Origin of the sequence: Actinosynnema sp. CS-041913, from assembly GCF_050942485.1 — a bacterium.
GTDB lineage: Bacteria > Actinomycetota > Actinomycetes > Mycobacteriales > Pseudonocardiaceae > Actinosynnema.
Genome location: NZ_CP192037.1, coordinates 1,504,017 through 1,524,993, shown reverse-complemented (window position 1 = coordinate 1,524,993; position 20,977 = coordinate 1,504,017). Strand labels below are relative to the sequence as shown.

Annotated in this window: 23 protein-coding genes; 6 read left to right on the top strand and 17 right to left on the bottom strand. The window is 72.4% G+C overall.

Features of this window, described 5'->3' with window-relative positions:
• Nucleotides 1-45 precede the first annotated feature (45 nt).
• On the top strand, nt 46-795 hold the full coding sequence (locus ACQPZF_RS07490; protein ID WP_433269628.1) for a hypothetical protein: 750 nt from the start codon (nt 46-48) through the stop codon (nt 793-795).
• The gene (locus tag ACQPZF_RS07485) at nt 795-1,358 is read left to right on the top strand and encodes a hypothetical protein (RefSeq protein WP_433269626.1); all 564 of its coding nucleotides are present in this window, start codon (nt 795-797) and stop codon (nt 1,356-1,358) included. Before ACQPZF_RS07490 ends, ACQPZF_RS07485 begins: the two co-directional genes overlap by 1 nt.
• A gap of 91 nt (nt 1,359-1,449) precedes the next feature.
• Here ACQPZF_RS07485 and ACQPZF_RS07480 read toward each other — a convergent pair whose 3' ends face one another.
• The 11 genes from ACQPZF_RS07480 to ACQPZF_RS07430 form a co-directional block, all read right to left on the bottom strand.
• Nucleotides 1,450-2,088, bottom strand: coding sequence for a pentapeptide repeat-containing protein (locus ACQPZF_RS07480; protein WP_433269624.1), 639 nt, complete (start codon nt 2,086-2,088; stop codon nt 1,450-1,452).
• Nucleotides 2,063-3,640, bottom strand: coding sequence for a hypothetical protein (locus ACQPZF_RS07475; protein ID WP_433269622.1), 1,578 nt, complete (start codon nt 3,638-3,640; stop codon nt 2,063-2,065). The genes ACQPZF_RS07480 and ACQPZF_RS07475 overlap by 26 nt, the downstream gene beginning before the upstream one ends.
• Nucleotides 3,637-3,945: a type VII secretion target gene (locus ACQPZF_RS07470; protein ID WP_433269620.1), complete on the bottom strand. Its 309-nt coding sequence runs from the start codon at nt 3,943-3,945 to the stop codon at nt 3,637-3,639. Before ACQPZF_RS07470 ends, ACQPZF_RS07475 begins: the two co-directional genes overlap by 4 nt.
• Nucleotides 3,946-3,954: 9 nt before the next feature.
• Nucleotides 3,955-4,446 (bottom strand): YbaB/EbfC family nucleoid-associated protein, encoded by a 492-nt coding sequence (locus tag ACQPZF_RS07465; protein ID WP_433269618.1) that lies wholly within the window; start codon nt 4,444-4,446, stop codon nt 3,955-3,957.
• A 112-nt stretch (nt 4,447-4,558) separates the two neighbouring features.
• The gene (locus ACQPZF_RS07460) at nt 4,559-5,200 is read right to left on the bottom strand and encodes a pentapeptide repeat-containing protein (RefSeq protein ID WP_433269616.1); all 642 of its coding nucleotides are present in this window, start codon (nt 5,198-5,200) and stop codon (nt 4,559-4,561) included.
• Nucleotides 5,175-6,704, bottom strand: coding sequence for a WXG100 family type VII secretion target (locus ACQPZF_RS07455; RefSeq protein ID WP_433269614.1), 1,530 nt, complete (start codon nt 6,702-6,704; stop codon nt 5,175-5,177). Before ACQPZF_RS07455 ends, ACQPZF_RS07460 begins: the two co-directional genes overlap by 26 nt.
• A complete protein-coding gene (locus ACQPZF_RS07450) occupies nt 6,701-7,009 on the bottom strand; it encodes a type VII secretion target (RefSeq protein WP_433269612.1) in 309 nt (102 codons plus the stop codon). The genes ACQPZF_RS07455 and ACQPZF_RS07450 overlap by 4 nt, the downstream gene beginning before the upstream one ends.
• A gap of 11 nt (nt 7,010-7,020) precedes the next feature.
• Entirely contained in the window at nt 7,021-7,479 is a 459-nt protein-coding gene (locus tag ACQPZF_RS07445) for a YbaB/EbfC family nucleoid-associated protein (protein ID WP_433269610.1), read from the bottom strand.
• Between the two features lie 62 nt (nt 7,480-7,541).
• Entirely contained in the window at nt 7,542-8,345 is an 804-nt protein-coding gene (locus ACQPZF_RS07440; RefSeq protein WP_433269608.1) for an Fpg/Nei family DNA glycosylase, read from the bottom strand.
• Nucleotides 8,338-8,994 carry a hypothetical protein gene (locus ACQPZF_RS07435; RefSeq protein WP_433269606.1) on the bottom strand — a complete coding sequence of 219 codons (657 nt, stop codon included), beginning with the start codon at nt 8,992-8,994 and terminating at the stop codon, nt 8,338-8,340. Before ACQPZF_RS07435 ends, ACQPZF_RS07440 begins: the two co-directional genes overlap by 8 nt.
• Complete coding sequence (locus tag ACQPZF_RS07430; RefSeq protein WP_433269604.1) at nt 8,994-9,461, bottom strand: ribose-5-phosphate isomerase; 468 nt, start codon at nt 9,459-9,461, stop codon at nt 8,994-8,996. The genes ACQPZF_RS07435 and ACQPZF_RS07430 overlap by 1 nt, the downstream gene beginning before the upstream one ends.
• Nucleotides 9,462-9,489: 28 nt before the next feature.
• On the opposite strand from ACQPZF_RS07430, the gene ACQPZF_RS07425 reads away from it, so the two are divergent.
• Complete coding sequence (locus tag ACQPZF_RS07425; protein WP_433269602.1) at nt 9,490-10,203, top strand: 2-phosphosulfolactate phosphatase; 714 nt, start codon at nt 9,490-9,492, stop codon at nt 10,201-10,203.
• Nucleotides 10,204-10,311: 108 nt separating this feature from the next.
• Here the strand turns inward: ACQPZF_RS07425 and ACQPZF_RS07420 are convergent, their stop codons facing one another.
• The 3 genes from ACQPZF_RS07420 to ACQPZF_RS07410 all read right to left on the bottom strand — a co-directional run bounded on the left by ACQPZF_RS07420 (nt 10,312) and on the right by ACQPZF_RS07410 (nt 15,233).
• The gene (locus tag ACQPZF_RS07420; RefSeq protein ID WP_433269600.1) at nt 10,312-12,630 is read right to left on the bottom strand and encodes a helix-turn-helix transcriptional regulator; all 2,319 of its coding nucleotides are present in this window, start codon (nt 12,628-12,630) and stop codon (nt 10,312-10,314) included.
• Between the two features lie 566 nt (nt 12,631-13,196).
• A complete protein-coding gene (locus tag ACQPZF_RS07415; RefSeq protein ID WP_433269598.1) occupies nt 13,197-14,552 on the bottom strand; it encodes an aldehyde dehydrogenase family protein in 1,356 nt (451 codons plus the stop codon).
• A gap of 66 nt (nt 14,553-14,618) precedes the next feature.
• Complete coding sequence (locus tag ACQPZF_RS07410) at nt 14,619-15,233, bottom strand: mycothiol-dependent nitroreductase Rv2466c family protein (RefSeq protein WP_433269596.1); 615 nt, start codon at nt 15,231-15,233, stop codon at nt 14,619-14,621.
• A 219-nt stretch (nt 15,234-15,452) separates the two neighbouring features.
• Between ACQPZF_RS07410 and pepN the strand changes: the two genes are divergently transcribed.
• The 3 genes from pepN to ACQPZF_RS07395 all read left to right on the top strand — a co-directional run bounded on the left by pepN (nt 15,453) and on the right by ACQPZF_RS07395 (nt 18,814).
• The gene (pepN, locus tag ACQPZF_RS07405; protein WP_433269594.1) at nt 15,453-18,014 is read left to right on the top strand and encodes an aminopeptidase N; all 2,562 of its coding nucleotides are present in this window, start codon (nt 15,453-15,455) and stop codon (nt 18,012-18,014) included.
• Between the two features lie 268 nt (nt 18,015-18,282).
• Nucleotides 18,283-18,513, top strand: a complete 231-nt coding sequence (locus ACQPZF_RS07400) for a hypothetical protein (protein WP_433269592.1) — start codon at nt 18,283-18,285, stop codon at nt 18,511-18,513.
• Complete coding sequence (locus ACQPZF_RS07395) at nt 18,503-18,814, top strand: type II toxin-antitoxin system PemK/MazF family toxin (protein ID WP_433269590.1); 312 nt, start codon at nt 18,503-18,505, stop codon at nt 18,812-18,814. Before ACQPZF_RS07400 ends, ACQPZF_RS07395 begins: the two co-directional genes overlap by 11 nt.
• 63 nt (nt 18,815-18,877) lie before the next feature.
• On the opposite strand, the gene ACQPZF_RS07390 is transcribed toward ACQPZF_RS07395, so the two are convergent.
• From ACQPZF_RS07390 to ACQPZF_RS07380, 3 genes are read right to left on the bottom strand one after another with little or no spacing between them, the layout of a single operon-like run.
• Entirely contained in the window at nt 18,878-19,354 is a 477-nt protein-coding gene (locus tag ACQPZF_RS07390) for a DUF5130 family protein (RefSeq protein WP_433269588.1), read from the bottom strand.
• A complete protein-coding gene (ctaJ, locus tag ACQPZF_RS07385) occupies nt 19,341-19,586 on the bottom strand; it encodes an aa3-type cytochrome oxidase subunit CtaJ (RefSeq protein WP_433269586.1) in 246 nt (81 codons plus the stop codon). The genes ACQPZF_RS07390 and ctaJ overlap by 14 nt, the downstream gene beginning before the upstream one ends.
• A 27-nt stretch (nt 19,587-19,613) precedes the next feature.
• Nucleotides 19,614-20,816, bottom strand: a complete 1,203-nt coding sequence (locus tag ACQPZF_RS07380; protein ID WP_433269584.1) for an MFS transporter — start codon at nt 20,814-20,816, stop codon at nt 19,614-19,616.
• Nucleotides 20,817-20,977: the final 161 nt, after the last annotated feature.

Below are 20,977 nucleotides of genomic sequence, written 5' to 3'. Positions count from 1 at the left end.
CCGTTCACCGGGCATGAAGGCCGTCGCACCGCCGGGAGGTATCTCGTGAACGCCACCATCGTGGTGCTCGTGCTGCTCGTCGTGGTGATCGGCGGCGGCTGGTACTTGGCGAAGTCCCGGGCCGCCGCCCGGCAGCGCGCGCTGGAGGACGCGCAGGCCGACGCGCGGCGCTGGGTGGAGCGGCTGGGCGGGCAGGTGATGAACCTGACCGGCACGGACGTGGCGTCCAGCCAGGCGCTGGCGGACGCGTCCGAGCGGTTCACGGCGGCCGGGTCGCAGATGGAGCAGGCGCGCACCGCGGAGCAGTGCCGGCTGGTCACCCAGACCGCGATGGAGGGCCTGTACTACGTGCGCGCGGCCCGGACCGCGATGGGGCTGGACCCCGGTCCGGAGCTGCCGGACCTCAACGGCCAGGGGCGCGCGGGCCAGGTGTCGGAGGACCGGAAGGTCAGCGTCGAGGGCCACGACTACGCCGCGTCGCCGCGGCCGGGCTCGGGCACGCCGCACTACTACCCCGGCGGGATGGTGGCCGGTCGGCCGGTGCCCCAGGGCTGGTACAGCGAGCCCTGGTGGAAGCCCGCTCTGGTGGCCGGAGTCTGGGGCGTGGGCACGTTCCTGCTGTTCGACGCCATGTTCTCGGGCATGGCCGGTGTGTCGCCGGACGCGTTGAACGCCGCGTACGCCGACGGGTACGCCGATGGCGGGGGCGGCGGGGATGCCGGTGGCGACGCGGGCGGCGGTGACGTCGGCGGCGACTGGGGCGGTGGCTCGGACTTCGGCGGCTTCGACATCTGATGCCGGAGGCCGAGCCGGCTGTCCCGACGTCCGACGACCTGGTCCAGGCGCTGGCCGGGCTGGTCTCCGCACCCCTCCGGGTCGCGGTGGACGGCCCCGACGCGGCGGGCAAGAGCACACTGGCCGCGGCGCTGGGGCGGCGGCTGGGCGTCGAGGTGACGAGTGTCGACGACTTCCACCACCCGCCCGAGGTGCGGCACCGGCGCGGGCCGTGGTCACCGGAGGGGTACTACCGCGACACGTTCGACTACCCCGCGCTGCGTCGTGCGGTCTCGGCCCGCGCCGGCAGCGTGGTGCTGGTCGAAGGGGTGTTCCTGCTCCGCCCGGAGCTGCGCGACGACTGGGACCTTGCGGTCTACCTGCACGTGAGCCCGGAGGAGACGCTGCGGCGGGCGCTGGTGCGTGACGTCGGGCTGTTCGGCGACGCGGTGCGCGAGCGCTACGAACGGCGCTACCTGCCCGGTCAGGCGCTCTACCGGGCGGAGGCCGACCCGCTGGCGCGGGCGGACGTGCTGGTCGACCACACCGACCCGGCGCGGCCACTGGTCCTCCGGTGGCCGTGAACGGGGAGACCGTCGGTCACGACCCGACTCGGCCGCTGGGCAGCCGATCGCCGTGATCCGGGGGACCGCCGGTCAGCGGTCCCCCGGCCGGTCAGACCGATTGGGTGCGCAGCACGGACACCGCCGCGCCCCGCGCCCCGAACCACTGCTCCAGCTCCACCCCGTCCAGCTTCAGCCCCGGCACGACTTCCACCGGGCCGAGGATGGTACCGGTCATGCCGGTCACGGTGGTGTCGATCAGGACGGCGTCGCGGAACGACGTGGTCGCCACGGCGCTCCCGGACAGGTCGGCCCGGGTGAAGTCGGCACGCAGGAAGGTCGCGTCGGTGAGGGTGGCGCGGCTCAGGTCGGCTTCCGTGAAGCGGGCTCCGGTCGCTTGTGCCTTGGTGAGGTTCGCGCCGACCAGCCGGGCCCGCACGAAGCTCGCGTCGCGCAGGTTCGCCTTCACGAAGTCCGAGTCGACCAGGTTCGCCCGGATGAACCTGGTCTCCGCGCAGTGCGCCGCCCAGAACTCCGCGCCGCGCAGCACCGTGTCCGCCAGGTTCGAGCCGGTGAACCAGCCCTCCACGAACGAGCCGCCGGACAGGTCCGCGCCGCGCAGGTCCAGGTCGAGCGCGTAGAGCGGCTGTTCCGGGTCCGCCAGCCACTGCCGGAGGACCTCCGCCGCCGGTGCGGAGCCAGGCCAGCGCAGGGGTTGCCACGGCTCACGGGTAGAAGATGATTCGGGCACCCCAACCCTCCTTGTCGACGATGCTCTTCACGTTCGCGATGTCGGCGGCGCTGGCGTTCCTCGTGTCGACGATGACGTTACGCCCCTTGTCGAACTGGCCCTGGACGGTGTCGCGGAACCACTGCTCGGTGTACGCGTCGGTGTACGGGCGACTGTTGCGCACGTGCTCGGGCACGTCCGGAGGCCAGTCCGAGTTGACGCCCTTCATGTCCCAGTGCTGCCCCTTGGCGTCCACCCAGTCGCCCTGGCCGGGCAGCAGGTTGCCGTTCGCGTCCTTGGGCCGTTCGAACGGGCCGAAGCCGCGCTCCTCCAGGTCGAACGCGACCCGCGCCTCGTCCTTCGAGCCGGGGCGGACCTTGCCGCTGTGGTCCGGGTCGCGGGACGTGTCCTGGAACCGCTCGGCGTTCTTGCCCTCCAGCTCCTTCAGGTGCTTGTCCAGCGCGGCCTTCTCGGCGGCGGTCAGCTCCGGGTGGGGCTGGGCGAGATCGGTGGGACGCCGGTTGAGCGGGTGCGGATTCGGGTCGTCGGGGGTCGGGGGCGGGTTGTTGTCGCCGGGCGGCTTGTTCGAGCCGCCGCCGTTGCCGTCCGTGGGCGGGTTGTTCGCCGTGCCCGAGCCTGACGTGTGCGTGTCGCCGCCCTGGGTCCTCGGCGGGGTGTCCACGTTGCCGCCCGACGTGCCCGAGGTGGTGGTGTTCCCGCCCGTGTCGCCGCCCTGGGGCTTCACGTCGGTGTTGCCGGGCTTCTTCACCGGGTCCGGCGGCTTGGGCGCGTCGGGCGCGTCGCCCGCCTTCCGCAACGCCTTCAGGCCGCGCTTGATCAGCTCCCAGATCTCGTCCAGCCGGGACAGCAGCGGACGGAGCCGGGCGATCGAGCGCATCAGCAGGTTGAGCTTGTCGGCGATCTTGGCGACCCACTTGGCGATGATCGCCACCGCCGACGCGACCACGTGCGGTGTGGCGAAGCCGAGCGTGACGGCCTCCTCGGCGAGCCACTGCGGGATGCGCGCCACCAGCGTCGCCACGCACTCGGCGATCAGCTCGCGCACCAGGCCGCGGACCGTGCCGACCAGCACGCCGGAAACCTCCACGACCTGCCCGATGATGCCGGAGCAGCTCGCGGCGGCGGTGATGTGCCGGGACTGGCTGGTGATCGACGCGCGGTAGGCGTCGGCGGACGCGCCGGTCCAGCCGCCGGTGCCGCCGTTGACCTCGGCCACCAGGTCCTCGTTGGCCCGCGTCACGGCCTGCGCCACGTTGTTCCACGTCTGCGAGTAGGCCGCGATCTGGTCGGCGTCGCCCGCCAGCCAGTTCAGCGCGTCCCGCAGCGGGCCGATGTGCTCGATGAGCCACGACACCGCGTAGGACACCAGCGTGCCGAACGGGTCGAGCACGAACGACAGCGCCTCCAGGCCGCCGCCCGCGAGCGCCAGGCCCTGATCCACCCACGAGCCGTTGCGGAACGCCTCGTGCAGGTCGACGGCGGCCTCGATGGCCCCCACGCCCGTGTAGTCCTTCGTCGAGTCCTGTCGCTCGGCGACCAGCCGGTTGGTCATCCCGCGCCGCCGCGGAAGGTCCGGGCGTTGCGCTGCTCGACGGTCTCGTAGTCGGTCGCGGTCCGCTTGACGGTGGTGATCGTCTCGCCGACGGACTGCGCCACCTCGGACAGCGAGTGCACGCCGGTGTTGGCGATGAACGCCATCATCGGCGGCAGCATCGTGCAGATCTTGCCGTACGCCTGGCCGGACAGGCTCACCTGCCGAGCCGCGTCCAGCGCCTGGCGGAGCTGGTCCTCGACGCCGCGCAGGCGGTCGGCGTGCCCGCGTAACTCCTCGACCAGGACGTGGTAACCCTGATTCACGCAATCCCCCTACTCGGTGACGGCAGGGCCGTCCCAGTCCTCGTCGTCCTGCACGGGCCGCCGGGCGGGCGGCGGCGCTGACGGCCGCACCTGGTCCGCCCACGGAGGCGTGTCGGACGCAGGCTCGGGGAAGCGCTGCCGGTACGACGACACCAGCGCGTCGGCGGTTCCCGGCTCCTGCACGCCGACCGCGGTCACGATCTCGGCCACCGCGCCCGCGATCCTGGACTGGGCCCGGCGCATGGTGGTCATGATCGACGCGGCGAGCGACGCGCCGGACACCTCGCGGGCCTTGTCGGAGATCTCCAGGTTCTGCAACGCGCCGGCGGCGTTCACGGTCAGCCGCACGAGGCCGTCCTTGGACACCTCGTTGACGTTGACCTCGGCCACCTGCCTGCTCACTGCCTGGTACTGCTCGGCTTTCGCCGCCACACCGGCCGCCCACCGGGCGATTTCCTGCTCCGTGCGCACCTCGTCGCCACCGAACACGGGATCGGTCACCCCACGCCCCCTTCTCCTGCCGGCTGATCGTTCGCGGAGCGTGATCCGTTAGCCCCGCCAGGTTGGACGGAGGGGGCGCGCGACGGTTCCCGAACGGTGGGGACCGGCGGTCTCACACCGATTCGGTGCGCAGCACGGACACCTCGGCGCTACGGGCCGCGAACCACTGCTCCAGCTCCGCGCCGCCGAGCCGCACGCCCGGCGCGACCTCCACCGGGCCGATCACCGAGCCGGACATCCCGGCCACCACGGCGTCGACCAGGGTTCCGTCCCGGAACGACGTCGCGTTGACGTGGGCGCCCGACAGGTTCGCGCGGGTGAAGTCGCTGTCCGGGAAGATCGCGTGGCCCAGCTCCGCACGCCGCAGGTCGGCGTCGACGAACCGTGCGTTCAGGCCCTCCGCGCGGGTGAAGTCCGCGGCGATCAGCACGGCGCGCACGAAACTCGCGCCGTGCAGGTGCGCCTTCACGAAGTCGGCGTCGGTGAGGGTGGCGCGGATGAAGCGGGTCTCCTCGCAGTGCGCCGCCCAGAACTCCGTGCCGCGCAGCGTCGTGTCCGCCAGGTTCGCCCGGCTGAACCAGGATTCCACGAACGGGCCGCCGGACAGGTCCGCGCCGCGCAGGTCCAGGTCGACGGCGAAGAAGCTGTCCTCCGGGTCGCCCGCCAGCCAGTCGGTCAGGGCACGGGCCGCGTCCGGCGAGGTCGGCCACCGCAGCGGTCGCCACGGCTCACGGGTACCACTTGACTCGGCCACCCCAGCCCTCCCGGTCCACGATCTTCGCCATGTCCTCGATGGCGGCGGCGTTGGCGTTGCGAGTGTCCACGATGACGTTACGCCCGCCGGTGAACTGGGCTCTCAGCGTCTCCTCGAACTTGGCCGCGGTGTAGCCGTCCCGGTACGGGATGCCCTCTTTCTGGCCGGCGATGTGGGGTGGCCAGTCGCTGTGGACGCCCTTGATGTCCCAGTGGACGCCCTCGTCGATGAAGTCGCCCTGCTGCCGCCCCGAAGGCCGGTGGTAGCCCGTGGTGAGGTCGCCGCGCTCCATCATGTCCAGCGCGATCCTGGCCTCGTCCCGGGATTCCTTGCGGGACTTCCCGTTGTGGTCGGGGTCGCCCTCGGTCTCGGCGAACTTCTGCCGGTGCTTCGCTTCCAGTTCGTTGTGGTGGCTTTGCAGCTTCTGGCGCTCCGCGGGGGTCAGCTCGGGGTGCGGCTGCGTGCGGTCGAGGGGACGTCTGGGCAGCACCGGGTGCCGGCCTCCACCTGGAACGGGCGGCACGCTGCCACCAGGTGGGGGCGGGGTGTCGGAACCGCCGCCACCACCACCGGGTGGCGGCGGGTTGTTGCCGCCTCCGCCGCCGGCCGGGGGCGGGGCGGCGTCGGACGGGTTGGTGTTGCCGCCTCCACCACCGCCTCCGCCACCACCACCGGCCGTGCTGGGCACGGTCGTGCCGGACTGCTTCACCGCGTCCGGCAGGTCGATCGGGTCGCCGGAAACCGTCTTGCGCAGGCCGCGCAGGCCCTTGGCGATCGTCTCCCACAGCTCGGTCAGCCGCCCCATCAGCGGACGCAGCCGGTCGAGCGAGCCGGCCAGCTTGGCGGTCAGCTCGGTCACCAGGACGACGTTCTTCGCCACCAGCGTCTCCACCTGCACAGCTACCGCGGGCGTCGCGCTGAACAGGGTCACGGCGGCCATCACCGCCCATTGGGGAACGCGGACGATCAACGTCGCAACCACGTCCGCGATGATCTTGCGCACCCCTTCGCGGACCACGCCGACCAACGCGCCGACGACCTCCACCACCGCGCCGATGGTGGAGGCGCACACGCCCGACGCGCCGATGTACTCGACGTGCTTGGTCGCCGCCCGCCGATACGCCTCGCCGGCGTCGCCTTTCCAGCCGGCGGAGCCGTTCGCGACCTCCGTCCTGAAGTCGGCCTTCGCCTCGCCCACCGCCTGCGACACGTTCTTCCAGGTCGCCGCGTACGCGGTGATCTGCCCGACGTCGCCGGCCAGCCAGTCCAGCCACCGGCGCAGCGGGCCGCAGTGCTCGATCACCCAGGAGAACGCGTACTGCGCCAGGGTGCCCAGCGGGTCGACCACCAGCGACAACATCTCCAGCCCGGTGCTGACGACCCCCAGCCCGCCTTCGACCCACGAGCCCTTCGAGATGCCGTTGTGCAGGTCGACAGCCGCTTCGATGATGCCGATGCCGGTGTAGGCCTCGGTGGCGTCCTGGGGTGGCGCCGGCGCGTTCACTGCCCCTTGCCTCTCAGCGCAGCCGCGTCGCCCTCGTCGACGCCGTCGTAGATGTTCGCGGTGTCGCGGACCGCCTCGACGATGTGGTCGACCGAGGCCAGGCACTCCACCAGGGACTGGACGCCTACGTCGCCGACCGACCGCACGATCGGCGGGAACATGGTGCAGACCTTGCCGAAGGCCTCGGCGGACAGGCTGCTCTGCCGCGCGGTCGCGACCGCGCCGCCGAGCTTGTCCCCGACGCCGCGCAACCGGTCGGCGTGTCCGCGCAACTCGGACCCGGCGACGTCGTACTTGCCACTCATGACCGCCCTCTTCACTCGGTGACCGATGGGCTTTCCCAGTCGTCGTCCGGCGCGGGCCGCTGCCGCGTCGGACCCGTCCAGGCGTCGGGCTGTTCGGGGAACTGCCGCCGGTACGACGAGACCAGCGCGGCGGCGGCCGTCGGGTTGTCCGCGGCGACGTCCACGGCGAGCCGCGACACCTCGCCCGCGATGCGGGACTGCGCCCGCCGCAGGGTGGCGAGGATGTGCGCGGCCAGCGTCTGGCCGGAGAACTCCTTGGCGCGGTCGGAGATCTCCAGGTTCAGCAGGGCGCCGGAGGCGTCCACCGTGACCCGGACGACGCCGTCACGGGAGACCTCGGTGACGGACACGGCCGAGACCCGCCGGTTGAGCGCCTCGTACTTCTCGGCGCGGGCGACGACGTCCGCCGTCCACCGGGCCATCTCCTCCACCGTGCGCGGCGGCTCGTCGCCGCCTGCGGACCCGGCCACTCCGACGCCCCCTCACCTTGCGGTGCAGTCGATCGTAGGGCGCGGGAGCGGGCCGCGACAGGTCAGGATGGCTGGCAGCCGGGACACCAAAAGAGGTTGCGGTGGGCCAATTCCGCTACGGCGACCGGCGTAGCGCACACCAGGCAGGGCAGCCCCGCGCGCCGGTACGCGTACACCTCGCCGCCGTGCCGGTCCTGGCGTGGCGCGCGGCCGGTCGCCGCCGGCAGGTGCTCGGGGCGCACGGTGTCGATGCGGCCGACCTTCACGCCGTAACGCATCAGCAGGACGAGGTCCGACCACAGGACGTCCCACAGCGCGCGGTCGATCCGGTTGCCCGGCGTCAGCGGGTGGACGCCGTGGCGGAACAGGACTTCCGCGCGGTAGACGTTGCCGACGCCCGCGATGACCCGCTGGTCCATCAGCAGCACGGCGATCGGCTGGCGGGACCGGGAGATCCGCTGGTAGGCGAGGTCCGGCCGGGCGTCCCGGCGCAGCGGGTCGGGGCCGAGGCGGGCACGCAACGCGGCGACCTCGACGGCGGTCAGCAGCTCGCACTGGTTCGGGCCGCGCAGGTCGGTCCAGTGCGTCGCGCCGACCAGCCGCATCCGCACCTGGCCGACCGGCTCGGCGACCGGTAGTTCGAACTCGGTGAAGGTGCCGTACAGGCCGAGGTGGACATGCACGATGGCGTCCGGCCCGTAGACGTGGAACAGGTGTTTGCCGTGTGCTTCCGTCCGCTTCAGCACCCGCCCGTCCACAATGGACGCGCCGAACCGGCCCTGGGGGCTGGAGACCCCGACGGGCCGGCCCGCGTAACGGCGGCGGTGCAGCCGGGCGAGCCGGTGCAGGGTGTGGCCTTCAGGCACGGAACGGCACCACCGGACACAGGTGGGTGCGCACGGTCAGCCGGAAGTCCTTGCGCAGCAGGCGTTCCGCGAGTTCCACCGCACGCGGCCGGTCGTGCCGGGCCAGCACGGCGCACAGGTCGGCGAGCTGGAGCACGCGGTCGAAGTCGGCCTCGTCGGAGCGGTCCACGCCCCGGTCGACGGTCACCGCCAACGCGTCGGCCAGCGCCGGCTCGTCCGCCGCGTACGCGAGCTGCCAGTCGAAGAACAGCTCGTCGCCCAGCCCGACCAACGCGGTCAGCGCCTCGATCCGCGCCTCCTCGCCGCCGGTCGGGACGGTGAACCGCCTGCCCTCCGCCACCGCCGCCGCCAGCTCCGGGAACGTCCGGTCCCGGCCCGCGTGGTCGGTCAGCATCCCCAGCCACGGCGACCGGCGGCCCGCCTCGGCGGTCGCCGCCACCACCGGGTAGACCGGCGCGTGGCCCCACGACGCGAGCGCCTGCACCGCCAGGAAGCGGTGGTAGCGCCCGGTCGCGGTGTCGGCGAGCACGGCCCGCAGCCCCGGCACCCGGTCCAGGTACCGGTGGTCCGCCGCGGCGGCGTCGATGACGGTCTCGGGGTCGGCCGTGAACCCGCCGTCGAGGTCCTCGAACAGGAGCTGCCGAATCATCAGGGCAGCGCCGGGGCCTCTCCGGTGCGCTCGTAGTCGCTCAGGATCGCGATCCGACGGGCGTGCCGGGGCTGGTCGGAGAACGGGGTGGCGAGGAACGCGTCGACGATCGCGAACGCCTCCTCGGTGGCGTGCATCCGCGCGCCGACGCCGATCAACTGCGCGTTGTTGTGCTCGCGGGCGAGCCGCGCGGTCTCGACGCTGTAGGCCAGGGCGGCGCGGGCGCCGGGCACCTTGTTGGCCGCGATCTGCTCGCCGTTGCCGGAGCCGCCGATCACGATGCCGAGGCTGCCCTCGTCGTCGACCACCCGGCGGGCCGCCTCGATGCAGAACGGCGGGTAGTCGTCCTCCGCGTCGTACTCCGCCGGGCCGACGTCCACCACCTCGTGGCCGGCTTCGGTCAGGTGCTTGGCGAGGTGGGTCTTCAGCTCGAAGCCCGCATGGTCGGAACCCAGGTAAACGCGCACGTCCGGGAAGTCTGCCATCCTTGCGCGAGTGTTCGGACAAGAGGGATGCCGGCTGCGGCTCGAATGGGGTGACGAGGGCGTCACGACGCTCGGCGGGCTGTGCGCCGTGCTGGTCATCGTGGACGTGCTGTCGTTCAGCACGGCGGTCGACATCGCGGTGGGACGCGGCGCCTCGGTGCGGCCGGTGCGGTGGGCCGACCGGGAAGGCGCGGCCCGTCCCGCCGACGCGTCCTGGTCGCTGCGGCCGTCGTCGCTGGTGGACCTGCCCGCCGGCACGGAGCTGGAGCTGCCCTCGCCGAACGGGGCGACGCTGTGCGACCTGGCGGCGGGCACCGAGTCGATCGTGCTGGCGGGGTGCCTGCGCAACGCCCGCGCGGTCGCCCTGGCCGCCCGCGAGCTGGCCCGAGGCGGGCCGATCGGCGTGATCGCGGCGGGTGAGCGGTGGGGTGTGCACCTGAACAGCCCGACCAGAGCGCACCGCGGTCCGCTGCGGCCGGCGGTGGAGGACCAGCTCGGGGCGGGTGCGGTGCTGGCGTCGCTGCTCGGGTACGGGTCGGCGTCGGTGGAGGCGTGCTTGGCGGCGGAGATGTTCGCGCGGTCTTCGGTGGAGGACGTGCTGGCCGGGTGCGTGTCCGGCCGGGAGCTGATCACGGGCGGGCACGGGGCGGACGTGGCCCTGGCGTCCCGGGTGAACGTGAGCACGGCCGTGCCGCGCCTGGTGGACGGGGTGCTGCGGGGGTGATCGGCCGCGGTCGACGGCAGGCCCGGCGGCTGGGTGGTGGCTTCGGAGGAGTCGCGGGCGCGGGTGGCGTGGCGTCGGCGGACTCGCGGTCGTCGGGCGACCCTGCTCTCATCGAGGTGCGGCGCCGGTCTGCGCGCCGACCCACGTCCCGAGTTCCACCCGGTTGACCACGGCGACCTTCGCGAAGATCGCCGTCAGGTGGTTCTCCACCGTCGACACCGACAGGTGCAGCTTCCGGGCGATCTCGTGGTTGGGGTGGCCCTGCGACACCAGCACCGCGATCTCCCGCTGCCGCGGCGACAGGTCCGCCAATCCCACCTCCGAGGGCCGCCGCCGATCCACCTCCGGGCTCAACGCCAGCGCGTACACGGCGTCCCGGCTGGCCATCGCCGTCCCCCGGTCGTACGCGCGCTGACAACGCGCGGCGCCCAGCCGGGCCACGACGGTCGCGTGCGCCTTCTCGCGCTCCCGCCGGAACGGCGCCAGGCCCGCGATCGCGACACCCGTCGCCTTCTGCATCCGCACCGCGGCCCCCAGCAGCTCGGCCGTGGCCTCCAGCACGTCGGACGCCGCCGAGTCCTGCTCCACGACCGCCGCCAGCGCCCACGCGATCGCCTCGGACGACCACGTGCTGCCCCACTGCTCGCGCAGGCCGATCTGCATCTCCAGACCGGCCCGGAACCAGGACACCGCCTCCACCGGGGCGCCGTGCCGCAACGGGGCCAGGCCGCGCGCCCACAGCGCCCAGCTAATCGCCCACTCCGCGCCCGCCGCCCGCGCGTCGGCCAGGTAGTCGTCGGCCGCCGCGATGCCGGTCGCCTCGTCACCGTAGAAGCCCGCCGCGACCGCCCAGATCAGCTTGAAGTTGCCCCGGTCGCCGTGGAACTCCGGGCCCATGCCCTCGAACAGCTCCACCGCCCGGCGCAGCACCCCGATGCTCTTCGGGTCGCCGTCCACCAGCAACGCGTACGCGCCTTCCAGCAGCACCACGGGAGCGACATCGTCCCGGTCGCCGACCAGCTCGCGGCAGTGCTCCAGCACGACGCCGGCCTCGTCCTGCGACCCCTGGCAGAGCATGATCCAGCCGAGCAGCGCCGCCGAGCCGATCCGCTCCGGCGTCGGCTCGGCGGGCGTCAGGTCGAGCAGGCGCTGGAACCAGCCGCGGAACTCGCCGAGCAGGGCGCAGAAGAACTGGATGCGCAGCCGGGCGAGGTCGTGCAGCAGTCCCAGTCCCAGCTCCGCGAGGCCCGGCGTGGTGGCGCAGTGGTTGAGCGCGGCCCGGAAGTTGGGCATCTCGTCGTACCCGCGCCGCAGCAGCGGCACCTCGTCCGCGGCGTACCAGGTGGACGCGAACTCGGCGGCCAGCCGGCGGAAGAACACGCAGTGCGCCTCCCGCAGCCGCTGTTCCTCCCCCGACGCCCGCAGCCTGCGCTGGCCGTACTCGCGCACCGGCTGGAGCTGGTGGTAGCGCCCGTCGCGGCCCGCCATCACCAGCGACTGCGCCACCAGGTCGGCGAGCAGGTCCACCACCTCGTCCTCGCCGATGCCGTGGCCGGAGCAGACCTTCTCCGCCGCGCCCAGCGAGAAGCCCCCCGCGAACACCGACACCCGTGCCAGCAGCCGCCGCTGGCTCTCCGAGCACAGCCCGTAGGACCAGTCCAGGGTCTGCTCCAGGGTGCGGTGGTGCGGCCGGACGCGCCGGGTGCGGGTGGCCAGCAGCCGCCCGCCGTCCAGCCGGTCGAGGATCTCGCGGGGCGCCATGCCGCCGCCCAGCCGGACCGCGACCAGCTCCAGCACCAGCGGCAGCCCACTGGACCAGTCGACCAGCTCGTTCAACGCCTCGCAGTCGTCCTCCGCGGTGATCTTCCGCCCCGCGGCTTCGGCGCGCCGGAGCAGCAGCCGCATCGCGTCGGACTGCTCGGCGTCCGCGCGCACCGACAACGGCGGCACCAGCACGGTGTACTCGCCCGCGATGCCCAGGTGCTGCCGACTGGTGGCCAGCACCCGCACGCCGGGGGCCTCGGCCAGCAGCACGGCGCACAGGTCGCCGACGGCCTCCCAGAGCTGCTCGCAGTTGTCCAGCACCAGCAGGCGTTCCTTGTCCCGCAGGAACTCGACCAGCACGTCCAGCGGGTCGGCGCTGGACTGGTCGGCGATGCCCAGCGCCCGCACCACCTCGCGGCGCAGCTCATCCGGCCGGGTGACGTCACCGAGGTAGGCGACGGCCACCGGGCGGTCGTCCTCGGCGCGGCAGCGGCGGGCCACCTCCAGCGCGAGGACGGTCTTCCCGACGCCGCCGGGCCCGGCGAGCGTCACCATCCGACTGGTGCGCGACACCCGCTCGGCGGTCTCGGCGGCCAACGCCTCCCGGCCGACGAGTTCGGTCACCGGCGCGGGCAGCGCCGCACGGGTCCGTCCAGTCGTCATCGTCCCCCCTACGCCTCCCAGGAGGCGACCGCGAAAGCTTAGGGGGCCGCCGCAACCCCTCGTCGCAGAAGTGCGGAGTTCCCCGGTATCCGGTCGGGCAGGCGGCCCGGCAGGCTGGTCCACGTCCCGAGGACAAGGGACAGGCCGTGTGGTGTTCCGGGGCTGCACTCCCCCGCAGCGCACGGCGGGCCGGCGCGGTGGTCCTTCGCGGTGCGAGTTCCCAGTCACGCCGCGAGCGCGCAGCCCGCCGGGCGGACCCGGGACCGGCACGGTCTCAAGGGGGGATGCGATCGGGGTCTCGCGGGTCGTCCCAACCGGCGGACCCCGATCGACTCGCCCGAATCGGCTCGGCTCGGCTGGAACGCGCAACTCGCCGCGAAAGCGCAACTCGCCGAACGGAAACCCGCAACTCGCCACGGAACCCGCAACTCGCCGGGCACCCTGCGGCCGGAGCCCGCAACTCGCGCGCTCAGGCCGCAACTCGCCGAACCGCAACACGCAACTCGCGACCACCGAAACCCGCAACTCGCGCGCCCAGAACCCAACTCGCCGAACCGTCGCGGGAGTCAGCGCTGGATGGACTTCACCTCGGTGAACTCGTCCAGCCCGAACCGGCCGAACTCGCGACCGTTCCCCGACTGCCGATACCCGCCGAACGGCGCGCTGGTGTTGAACGCGGCCCCGTTGATGTCCACCTGCCCGGTCCGCAACCGCTTCGCCACCGCGAGCGCCCGATCACCATCGGCGGAGAACACCGCCCCACCCAGCCCGTAGATGGTGGCGTTGGCGATCCGCACGGCATCGTCCTCATCGGCATACGGCAGCACCGACAACACCGGACCGAAGATCTCCTCCTGCGCGATGGTCATGTCAGCCGAAACCCCACCGAACACCGTGGGCGCGACGAAGAACCCCCGCTCGCTCGGCGCATCCGGCCCACCGCACGCGAGCCGCGCGCCTTCCTCGACACCCCGGCGGATGTAGCCGACGACCCGATCCCGCTGAGCGGCCGACACCGCCGGGCCGATCCGGGTGGTCGGCAGGGCCGGATCACCGGGCACGTACTTCGCCGCCGCCGCCACCGCCACGTCCACGGCCTCGTCGTGCCGGTCCGCGGGCACCAGCAGCCGGGTCCACGCGGAGCACGCCTGACCGTTGTTCATGAAAGCGTTTGCCACGCCGATCTTCACCGCGCGGACCAGGTCGGCGTCGTCCAGCACCACGTTGGCGGACTTGCCACCCAGCTCCAGCGCGACCCGCTTCACGGTCCCGGCCGCCAGCGCGGCGACCCGCCGCCCGGCCCGCGTGGACCCGGTGAACGACACCATGTCCACCATCGGGTGAACCGCCAGCGCCTCCCCCACCAGCGGCCCGGTGCCGTGGACCAGCGAGAACACCCCGTGCGGCACGCCGGCCGCGGTGACCACCTCGGCCAGCAGGTCGGCGGTGAGCGGGGCGAGTTCGCTGGGCTTGAGCACCACGACGTTGCCCGCCGCGAGCGCCGGCACGACCTTGGCCACCATCTGCTGGAGCGGGAAGTTCCACGGCGTGATCGCCCCGACCACGCCGACCGGCTCGCGCAGGACCAGCGAGTTGCCGATCTCCGCGCCGTCGAAGTAGCCGGCCGCCAGCGCGTCGGCGACGCCGTTGGCGATCCCGACCGGGTTCGGGACCTGCACCTTCGTGGCGAACGTGAGGGGCGTGCCCATCTCGGCGGTCATCGTCGCGGCCAGCTCGTCCACCCGCGCGGCCAGGCCCTCGGCCACCCGTCGGGCGATCGCGGCGCGCTCGTCGACCGAGGTCGCGGCCCACGCCGGGAACGCGGCGGCGGCCCTGGTGACGGCCGCGTCCACGTCGCCGGGCGTGCCCGCGCGGACCGTGCCGATGACCTCTTCGGTGGTCGGGTTGACGACCTCGATCATGAGCTGACTCCCGCGTGATGTGACACTCTGAGGCGAATTCAGCCCCAGAGTGTCACATCGGGATCGTCAGGAGAAGTCCAGGTCCCCGGTCCGGGTGCGCTTCAGCTCGAAGAACTGAGGGAAGCTCGCCAGCGCCACCGCGCCGTCGAACACCTTCACCGCTTCCTCGCCCTTCGGGATCCTGGTCAGCACCGGGCCGAAGAACGCCACGCCGTCGATGTGGATGGTGGGCGTGCCGACCTCCTGGCCGACCGGGTCCATGCCGCGGTGGTGGCTGGCCCGCAGCTCCTCGTCGTACTCGGTGGAGTGCGCGGCGGCGGCCAGCTCGGCGGGCAGCCCGACCTCCTCCAGCGCGAGCTTCACGACCTCGTCGTAGTCCTTGTTGCCGTCGTTGTGGATGCGGGTGCCGAGCGCCGTGTACAGGTCGCGCAGCACGTCGTCGCCGTGGTGCCGGGCGGCGGCGATGGCCACCCGCACCGGGCCCCAGGCCTTGTCCAGCAGCTCGCGGTAGCCGGCGTCCATGTCGCGGCCCTCGTTGAGCACCGAGAGGCTCATCACCCGGAAGTTCAGGTCGAGGTCGCGCTGCCGCTCCACCTCCAGGATCCAGCGGGAGGTGATCCAGGCGAACGGACAGACCGGGTCGAAGTAGAAGTCGACCTTGGTGGTGCCCTCTGCCGACATGGTGCGTTCTCCTCGTGCTCAGGCGGTCAAGATGTGGTCCGCCGGTCCGGCGTCCGCACTTGCCAACCATCCGACCGCACGGAGTCTTCCCTCGGACGGAGTCCACTTATCACCGTCTCACGTGATTGGATGCGACTGTCGTGTTCACCGACGCGACACGTACCCCGTTCCGACGAGGTCGGTGCCCAGCCCACCCGGCGCCGGCAGACGAGGTGACCAGTGGCGGCACCCAACCTCACCCGCGACCAGGCGCAGCAGCGGGCTGCGCTCCTGGAAGTCGACTCCTACCGGATCGAGCTGGACCTGACCGACGGCGGCGGCAAGCCGGGCTCGGACACGTTCCGCTCCACCACGACGGTTGCCTTCCGCAGCCGGACGCCGGGGGCGTCCTCGTGGGTCGACATCGTGGCCGCCACCGTGCACCGCGCCGTGCTGAACGGGGTCGAACTGGACGTGTCCGGGTACCGCGAGGAGGACGGGCTCGCCCTGGCCGACCTCGCCGAGGTCAACGAGCTGACCGTCGAGGCCGACTGCCGGTACATGAACACCGGCGAGGGCCTGCACCGGTTCGTCGACCCGGTGGACGGCGGCGTCTACCTGTACTCGCAGTTCGAGACGGCCGACGCCAAGCGCATGTTCGCCTGCTTCGACCAGCCCGACCTCAAGTCGGTCTACGAGCTGACGGTGACCGCGCCGGCGGACTGGAAGGTCATCTCCAACGCCTCCGTCGACTCCACTGTGGATGGTGTCGGCGGCGCGGACAAGCACGTGTTCGCGCGGACCAAGCCGATGTCCACCTACCTGGTGGCGCTGGTGGCAGGGCCGTACGCGGAGTGGCGCGACGAGTTCGACGACGGCGGGACCACGATCCCGCTGGGCATCTACTGCCGCGCGTCGCTGGCCGGGCACATGGACCACGAGCGGCTGTTCACCGAGACCAAGCAGGGCTTCGGGTTCTTCCACCAGGCGTTCGGCGTGAAGTACCCGTTCGGCAAGTACGACCAGTGCTTCGTGCCCGAGTTCAACGCGGGCGCGATGGAGAACGCGGGCTGCGTGACGTTCCTGGAGGACTACGTCTTCCGCAGCCGCGTCACGCGCTACCTGTACGAGCGGCGCGCCGAGACCGTGCTGCACGAGATGGCGCACATGTGGTTCGGCGACCTGGTGACCATGCGCTGGTGGGACGACCTGTGGCTGAACGAGTCGTTCGCCACCTGGGCGTCGGTGCTGGCGCAGGCCGAGGCCACCGAGTACCGACAGGCGTGGACGACGTTCGCGAAGATCGAGAAGTCCTGGGCGTACCGGCAGGACCAGCTTCCGTCGACGCACCCGGTGGCCTCCGACATCCCGGACCTCCAGGCGGTCGAGGTCAACTTCGACGGCATCACCTACGCCAAGGGCGCCTCGGTGCTCAAGCAACTGGTGGCGTACGTGGGGCTGGAGAACTTCCTGGCCGGCCTGCGGGTGTACTTCGCCAAGCACGCGTGGGGCAACGCGACGCTGGCGGACCTGTTGAACGCGCTGGAGGAGGCGTCCGGCCGCGACCTGTCGTGGTGGAGCGCGCAGTGGCTGGAGACCACCGGCCTGAACGTGTTGCGCCCCAGGTACTCCGTCGACGCCGAGGGCCGCTTCACCGAGTTCGCGGTGGTGCAGGGCGGCGCCCGTCCGGGCGCGGGCGAGCTGCGCACGCACCGCCTGGCGATCGGCGTGTACGACTCCGACGCCGACGGCAAGCTCGTCCGCACGCACCGCCTGGAGCTGGACGTGTCCGGCGAGCGCACCGACGTGCCGGAGCTGGTCGGCGTGCCGCGCGGCAAGCTGGTGCTGGTCAACGACGACGACCTCACCTACTGCACGATGCGGCTGGACAGCGAGTCGCTGGCGTCGCTGATCGACCACATCGCCGACATCGCCGAACCGCTGCCGCGCACGCTGTGCTGGTCGGCGGCGTGGGAGATGACCCGCGAGGCGGAGCTGAAGGCGCGCGACTTCGTGAACCTGGTGCTGGGCGGCCTGCACGCGGAGACCGAGGTCGGCGTCGTGCAGCGGCTGCTGTTGCAGGCCCAGACGGCGCTGTCGTCCTACGCGGACACGTCCTGGCGCGACGAGGGCTGGCGGCGGTTCGCGACGAAGACCCTGGAGCTGGCGCGGGCCGCCGAGCCGGGCTCCGACCACCAGCTCGCGTTCGTCAACTCGCTGGCGGGTTCCGTGCTGGACGCCACCGGCGTGGCGGTCCTGCGCGGCTGGTACGAGGGCACGGACGTGCTGCCGGGCCTGGACGTGGACACCGACCTGCGCTGGCGCCTCCTGCACGCCCTGGTCGCCCACGGCGAGGCGGGCCTGGCCGAGATCGCGGCGGAAGAGGAACGCGACCCCACCGCGACCGGCCGCCGACGCGCCGAGTCGGCCCGCGCGCTGCGCCCCACCGTCGACGCGAAGTCCGAAGCCTGGGACCGCGCGGTGAACGACGACGAGCTGCCGAACGCGGTCAGTGAGGCCGTCATCGCGGGCATCCAGCACCCCGGCCAGAAGACCCTGCTCCAGCCCTTCGTGGCGCGCTACTTCGAGGACGTGGCCGACGTGTGGGACCGCCGTTCGAGCGAACGGGCCCAGTCGATGGTCGTCGGCCTGTTCCCGTCGTGGTCGATCGCGCAGGACACCGTGGCGGCAGCGGACGCGTGGCTGGCCGAAGACCGCCCGCCCGCCTTGCGGCGGCTCGTGTCCGAGGGCCGGGCGGGCATCGTGCGAGCCTTGGCGGCCCAGGAGTTCGACCGGTCCTGACGGCTTGACGTGAGGGGTCCTTTCGTTGCGGCGGAAGGGCCCCTCACCGTCTCGGGACTTCGTCAGCCTGCCGCAGGTCGGCGCGCTGAGGGCGGCCGTGGACGCCAGGGAGGCCACCGACACCGGTGTCCCGCGATCGAGGAGCCGGTTCCGCCGATCGAGCCGGCCGCGCCGTTCGCCGTCCCGGTCATCGTCTATATGGCGACTCGTCGGAGATCGACTTCTATTTGTTCGGCTGCGTCTTACAACTTGTACTACACTATGTCTTATGGGCACCATAACCTTCCGCCCGGACCCCGAGAGCGAACGCGCGCTTGAGGCCCTGACCTCGGATGGTCGAAGCGCTTCGGCCGCGATCAGGGAAGCCTTGCTCCTGGCTGCCAGTGCCCAGCAGGCCGAGCGGCTGCGCCGGGAAGCCCTTGAGCTGGCCGCCGACGCGGACGACATCGCGGAGGCGCGCGCCGTCCTCGCCGACTTGGAGCCGCTGCGTGCGTGGTGAGGTCTACCGGCTACGGGCGCCTCGAAACGCCACCGGGCACGAGCAGCACGTCAGCCGTTACGCGGTCGTGGTCCAGTCGAGTTCGCTGCCGCTGAGCACCTGGCTGGTCGCGCCGACATCGACTTCGGCACGCGCCGCCTCGTTCCGGCCGGAGATCGAGTTGGACGGCCGGCCGACGCGCGTTCTGGTCGAGCAGACCACCGCCGTCGACCCGCAGCGGCTGGGTGATCTCGCGGGAAGGCTTACCCTCCACGAGATGGCCGAGGTCGACGCGGCGCTTCGGCTGGTGCTCGACCTGTAGGCCAAAACCCTCGAACATGACGAAGGCCGCGCCGAGGAGCGCGGCCTTCGCAGGTTCCGAAGATCAGGAGCGGGGCGCGTGGCCCGCCTGGTCGGTGAGCATGCGCAGGCCGCTCACCAGGCCGCCCGCCAGGTCGCCCTCCTTGAAGGACGCCACCATGCTCATGACCGCGAGCTTCGCCCCGCGGTCCGCGAGCCGCCGGTGCGACTCCTCGCCGGTCACGATTTCGACCGCGCGCTCGCCCGGCGACACGGCCACCAGGACCGCGTGCGACGGGCGCGGAGTGGTGGCGTGCAGTTCCTCGGCCCTCGCGCGCGTGTCGGACCCCAGCGCGCCCAGGTACACGCTGAAGTCCAGGCCTGTCGTCCGGCTGGCCAGCGTCAGCGCCTCGTCCAGGGCCGCGAGCTGCACCGGCGTGAACGGCAGGCTCGGGGCCTGCGGCGTGTACATCTTCGCGGCCGACACCCGGCCGCTGTTGGTCACGACCGCGCCCTCTTCGAGCGTGGCCGGATCGACGCGGGTGATCTCACCAGTTGCCACGGGCACCTCCCCTCGCCGTCGGGCCCGAGGCCGCGGAAATCTCGGTGTGGTGGTGGTCGGCGGTCAGGCCGCCGGGGTTGGCGCTCCACCACACGGGGGCGTAGCCCCATTCCTGGCCAGGGCGGTACCGCACGATGCGGGTGGCCTTCGGCCTCAGCGTCAGTAGCGTGATCACGCCGTAGATGGCCAGCGGGATCAGCGCGAAGACGAGCACGGTCTCCACGATGGTCACGGCGGTTACGGTAACCGATCCCCCTGGTCACGTCCGGGCGAGGGGGCGGGCAAGCGCCAGCGCCGTCAGCACGACCACCCCTCCCGCCACCAGGTACACCGTGCCGAGCGACGTCGAAGCGGCCAGCGGACCCGCCAGACCGGCCCCGATCGGCGACAGGCCCCACGCCAGCACCCGGTAGGCGCTCGTCACCCGCCCCATCAGCGGCGTGGGCGTCAGCCGCTGTCTCCGGGTCGCGGACAGCACGTTCCAGCTTGCCGACGCGAGCCCGAAGCAGAACACCGCCGCGACCGCCACCGGCAGCAGCGGCACCGCCCCGAACACCGCGAACGCCACGCCCAGCAGCACCAGCGCGCCGACCATGACCGGCGCGCCGCCCAGCCGGGGGGCCAGCGCCGGGCTCAGCCGCGCGCCGAGCAGCGCGCCCAGCGCCATCACGACCACCAGCCACGGCATGAACTGCTCGGGCAGCCCCAGCACGTTGATCGAGTAGAGCGCGAGCATCGCGTTGACCGCCGCCGCGCACACCGCCGAGATGCCGACCGCCAGCACGAGCACCCGCAGCCCCCGGTTGCGCACCAGGTATCCCGCGCCCTCCACGAGCTGCGCGCGCAGCGTCCCGAACCCGGCACGCGCCTCTCGCCCCGCCTCGGGCAGCCGCACCACGAAGACCGTCGCGACCACGAACGTCAGCGCGTCCAGCGCGAAGCACGCCGCCGGGTGCCACCAGAACAGCAGGCTCGCGGCCAGCGGCCCGGCGAGGTCCATGCCGACCGTCTCGGCGGTGACGAACCGGCCGTTGGCCTGCTCCAGGTCGTCGGGTCCGGCGAGCTCCACCAGCAGCACCTGGGACGCCGTGTCGGCGAAGGTCTCCGCACTTGTGAGGAGAAAGCCGGCCGCGCACAGCACCACGACGCCCGCGCTATCCGTGAACACGGCGTAGGCGAGCAGCCCCGTCACGACGGCCCGGAACGTGTGCGCCACGGCGAGCACCAGCCGGGGCCGCCAACGGTCCACCAGCACCCCGGCCGGGAGCGCTACCAGCAACCACGGGAGCACGATCGCGACGGCCACGGCGGAGGCCGCCAGCGGACTTCGCGTGCTGACCGCCGTGTACAGGGGAAGGGCTACCGTGCGGACCCCGTCGCCGACCAACGAGGTCACCCACGCGCCGGTCAGCAGGCGGAAATCCGCCGTGCGGACACCCTTGACACCGATAGATCTGCCCACGCGTGACGACCCGTCTGTGATCTGGACGACTCACGACCAGACCTCACGTTACGCACGGTGTCGAGGGTTGCTGAAAGTAGTAACCGAACGGTTCTAGTGTCGCAGTGAGTACACCCGTCCGGCCTTCCACCGGAAGGAGGCGAATGGCGGCCGGTTTGGCG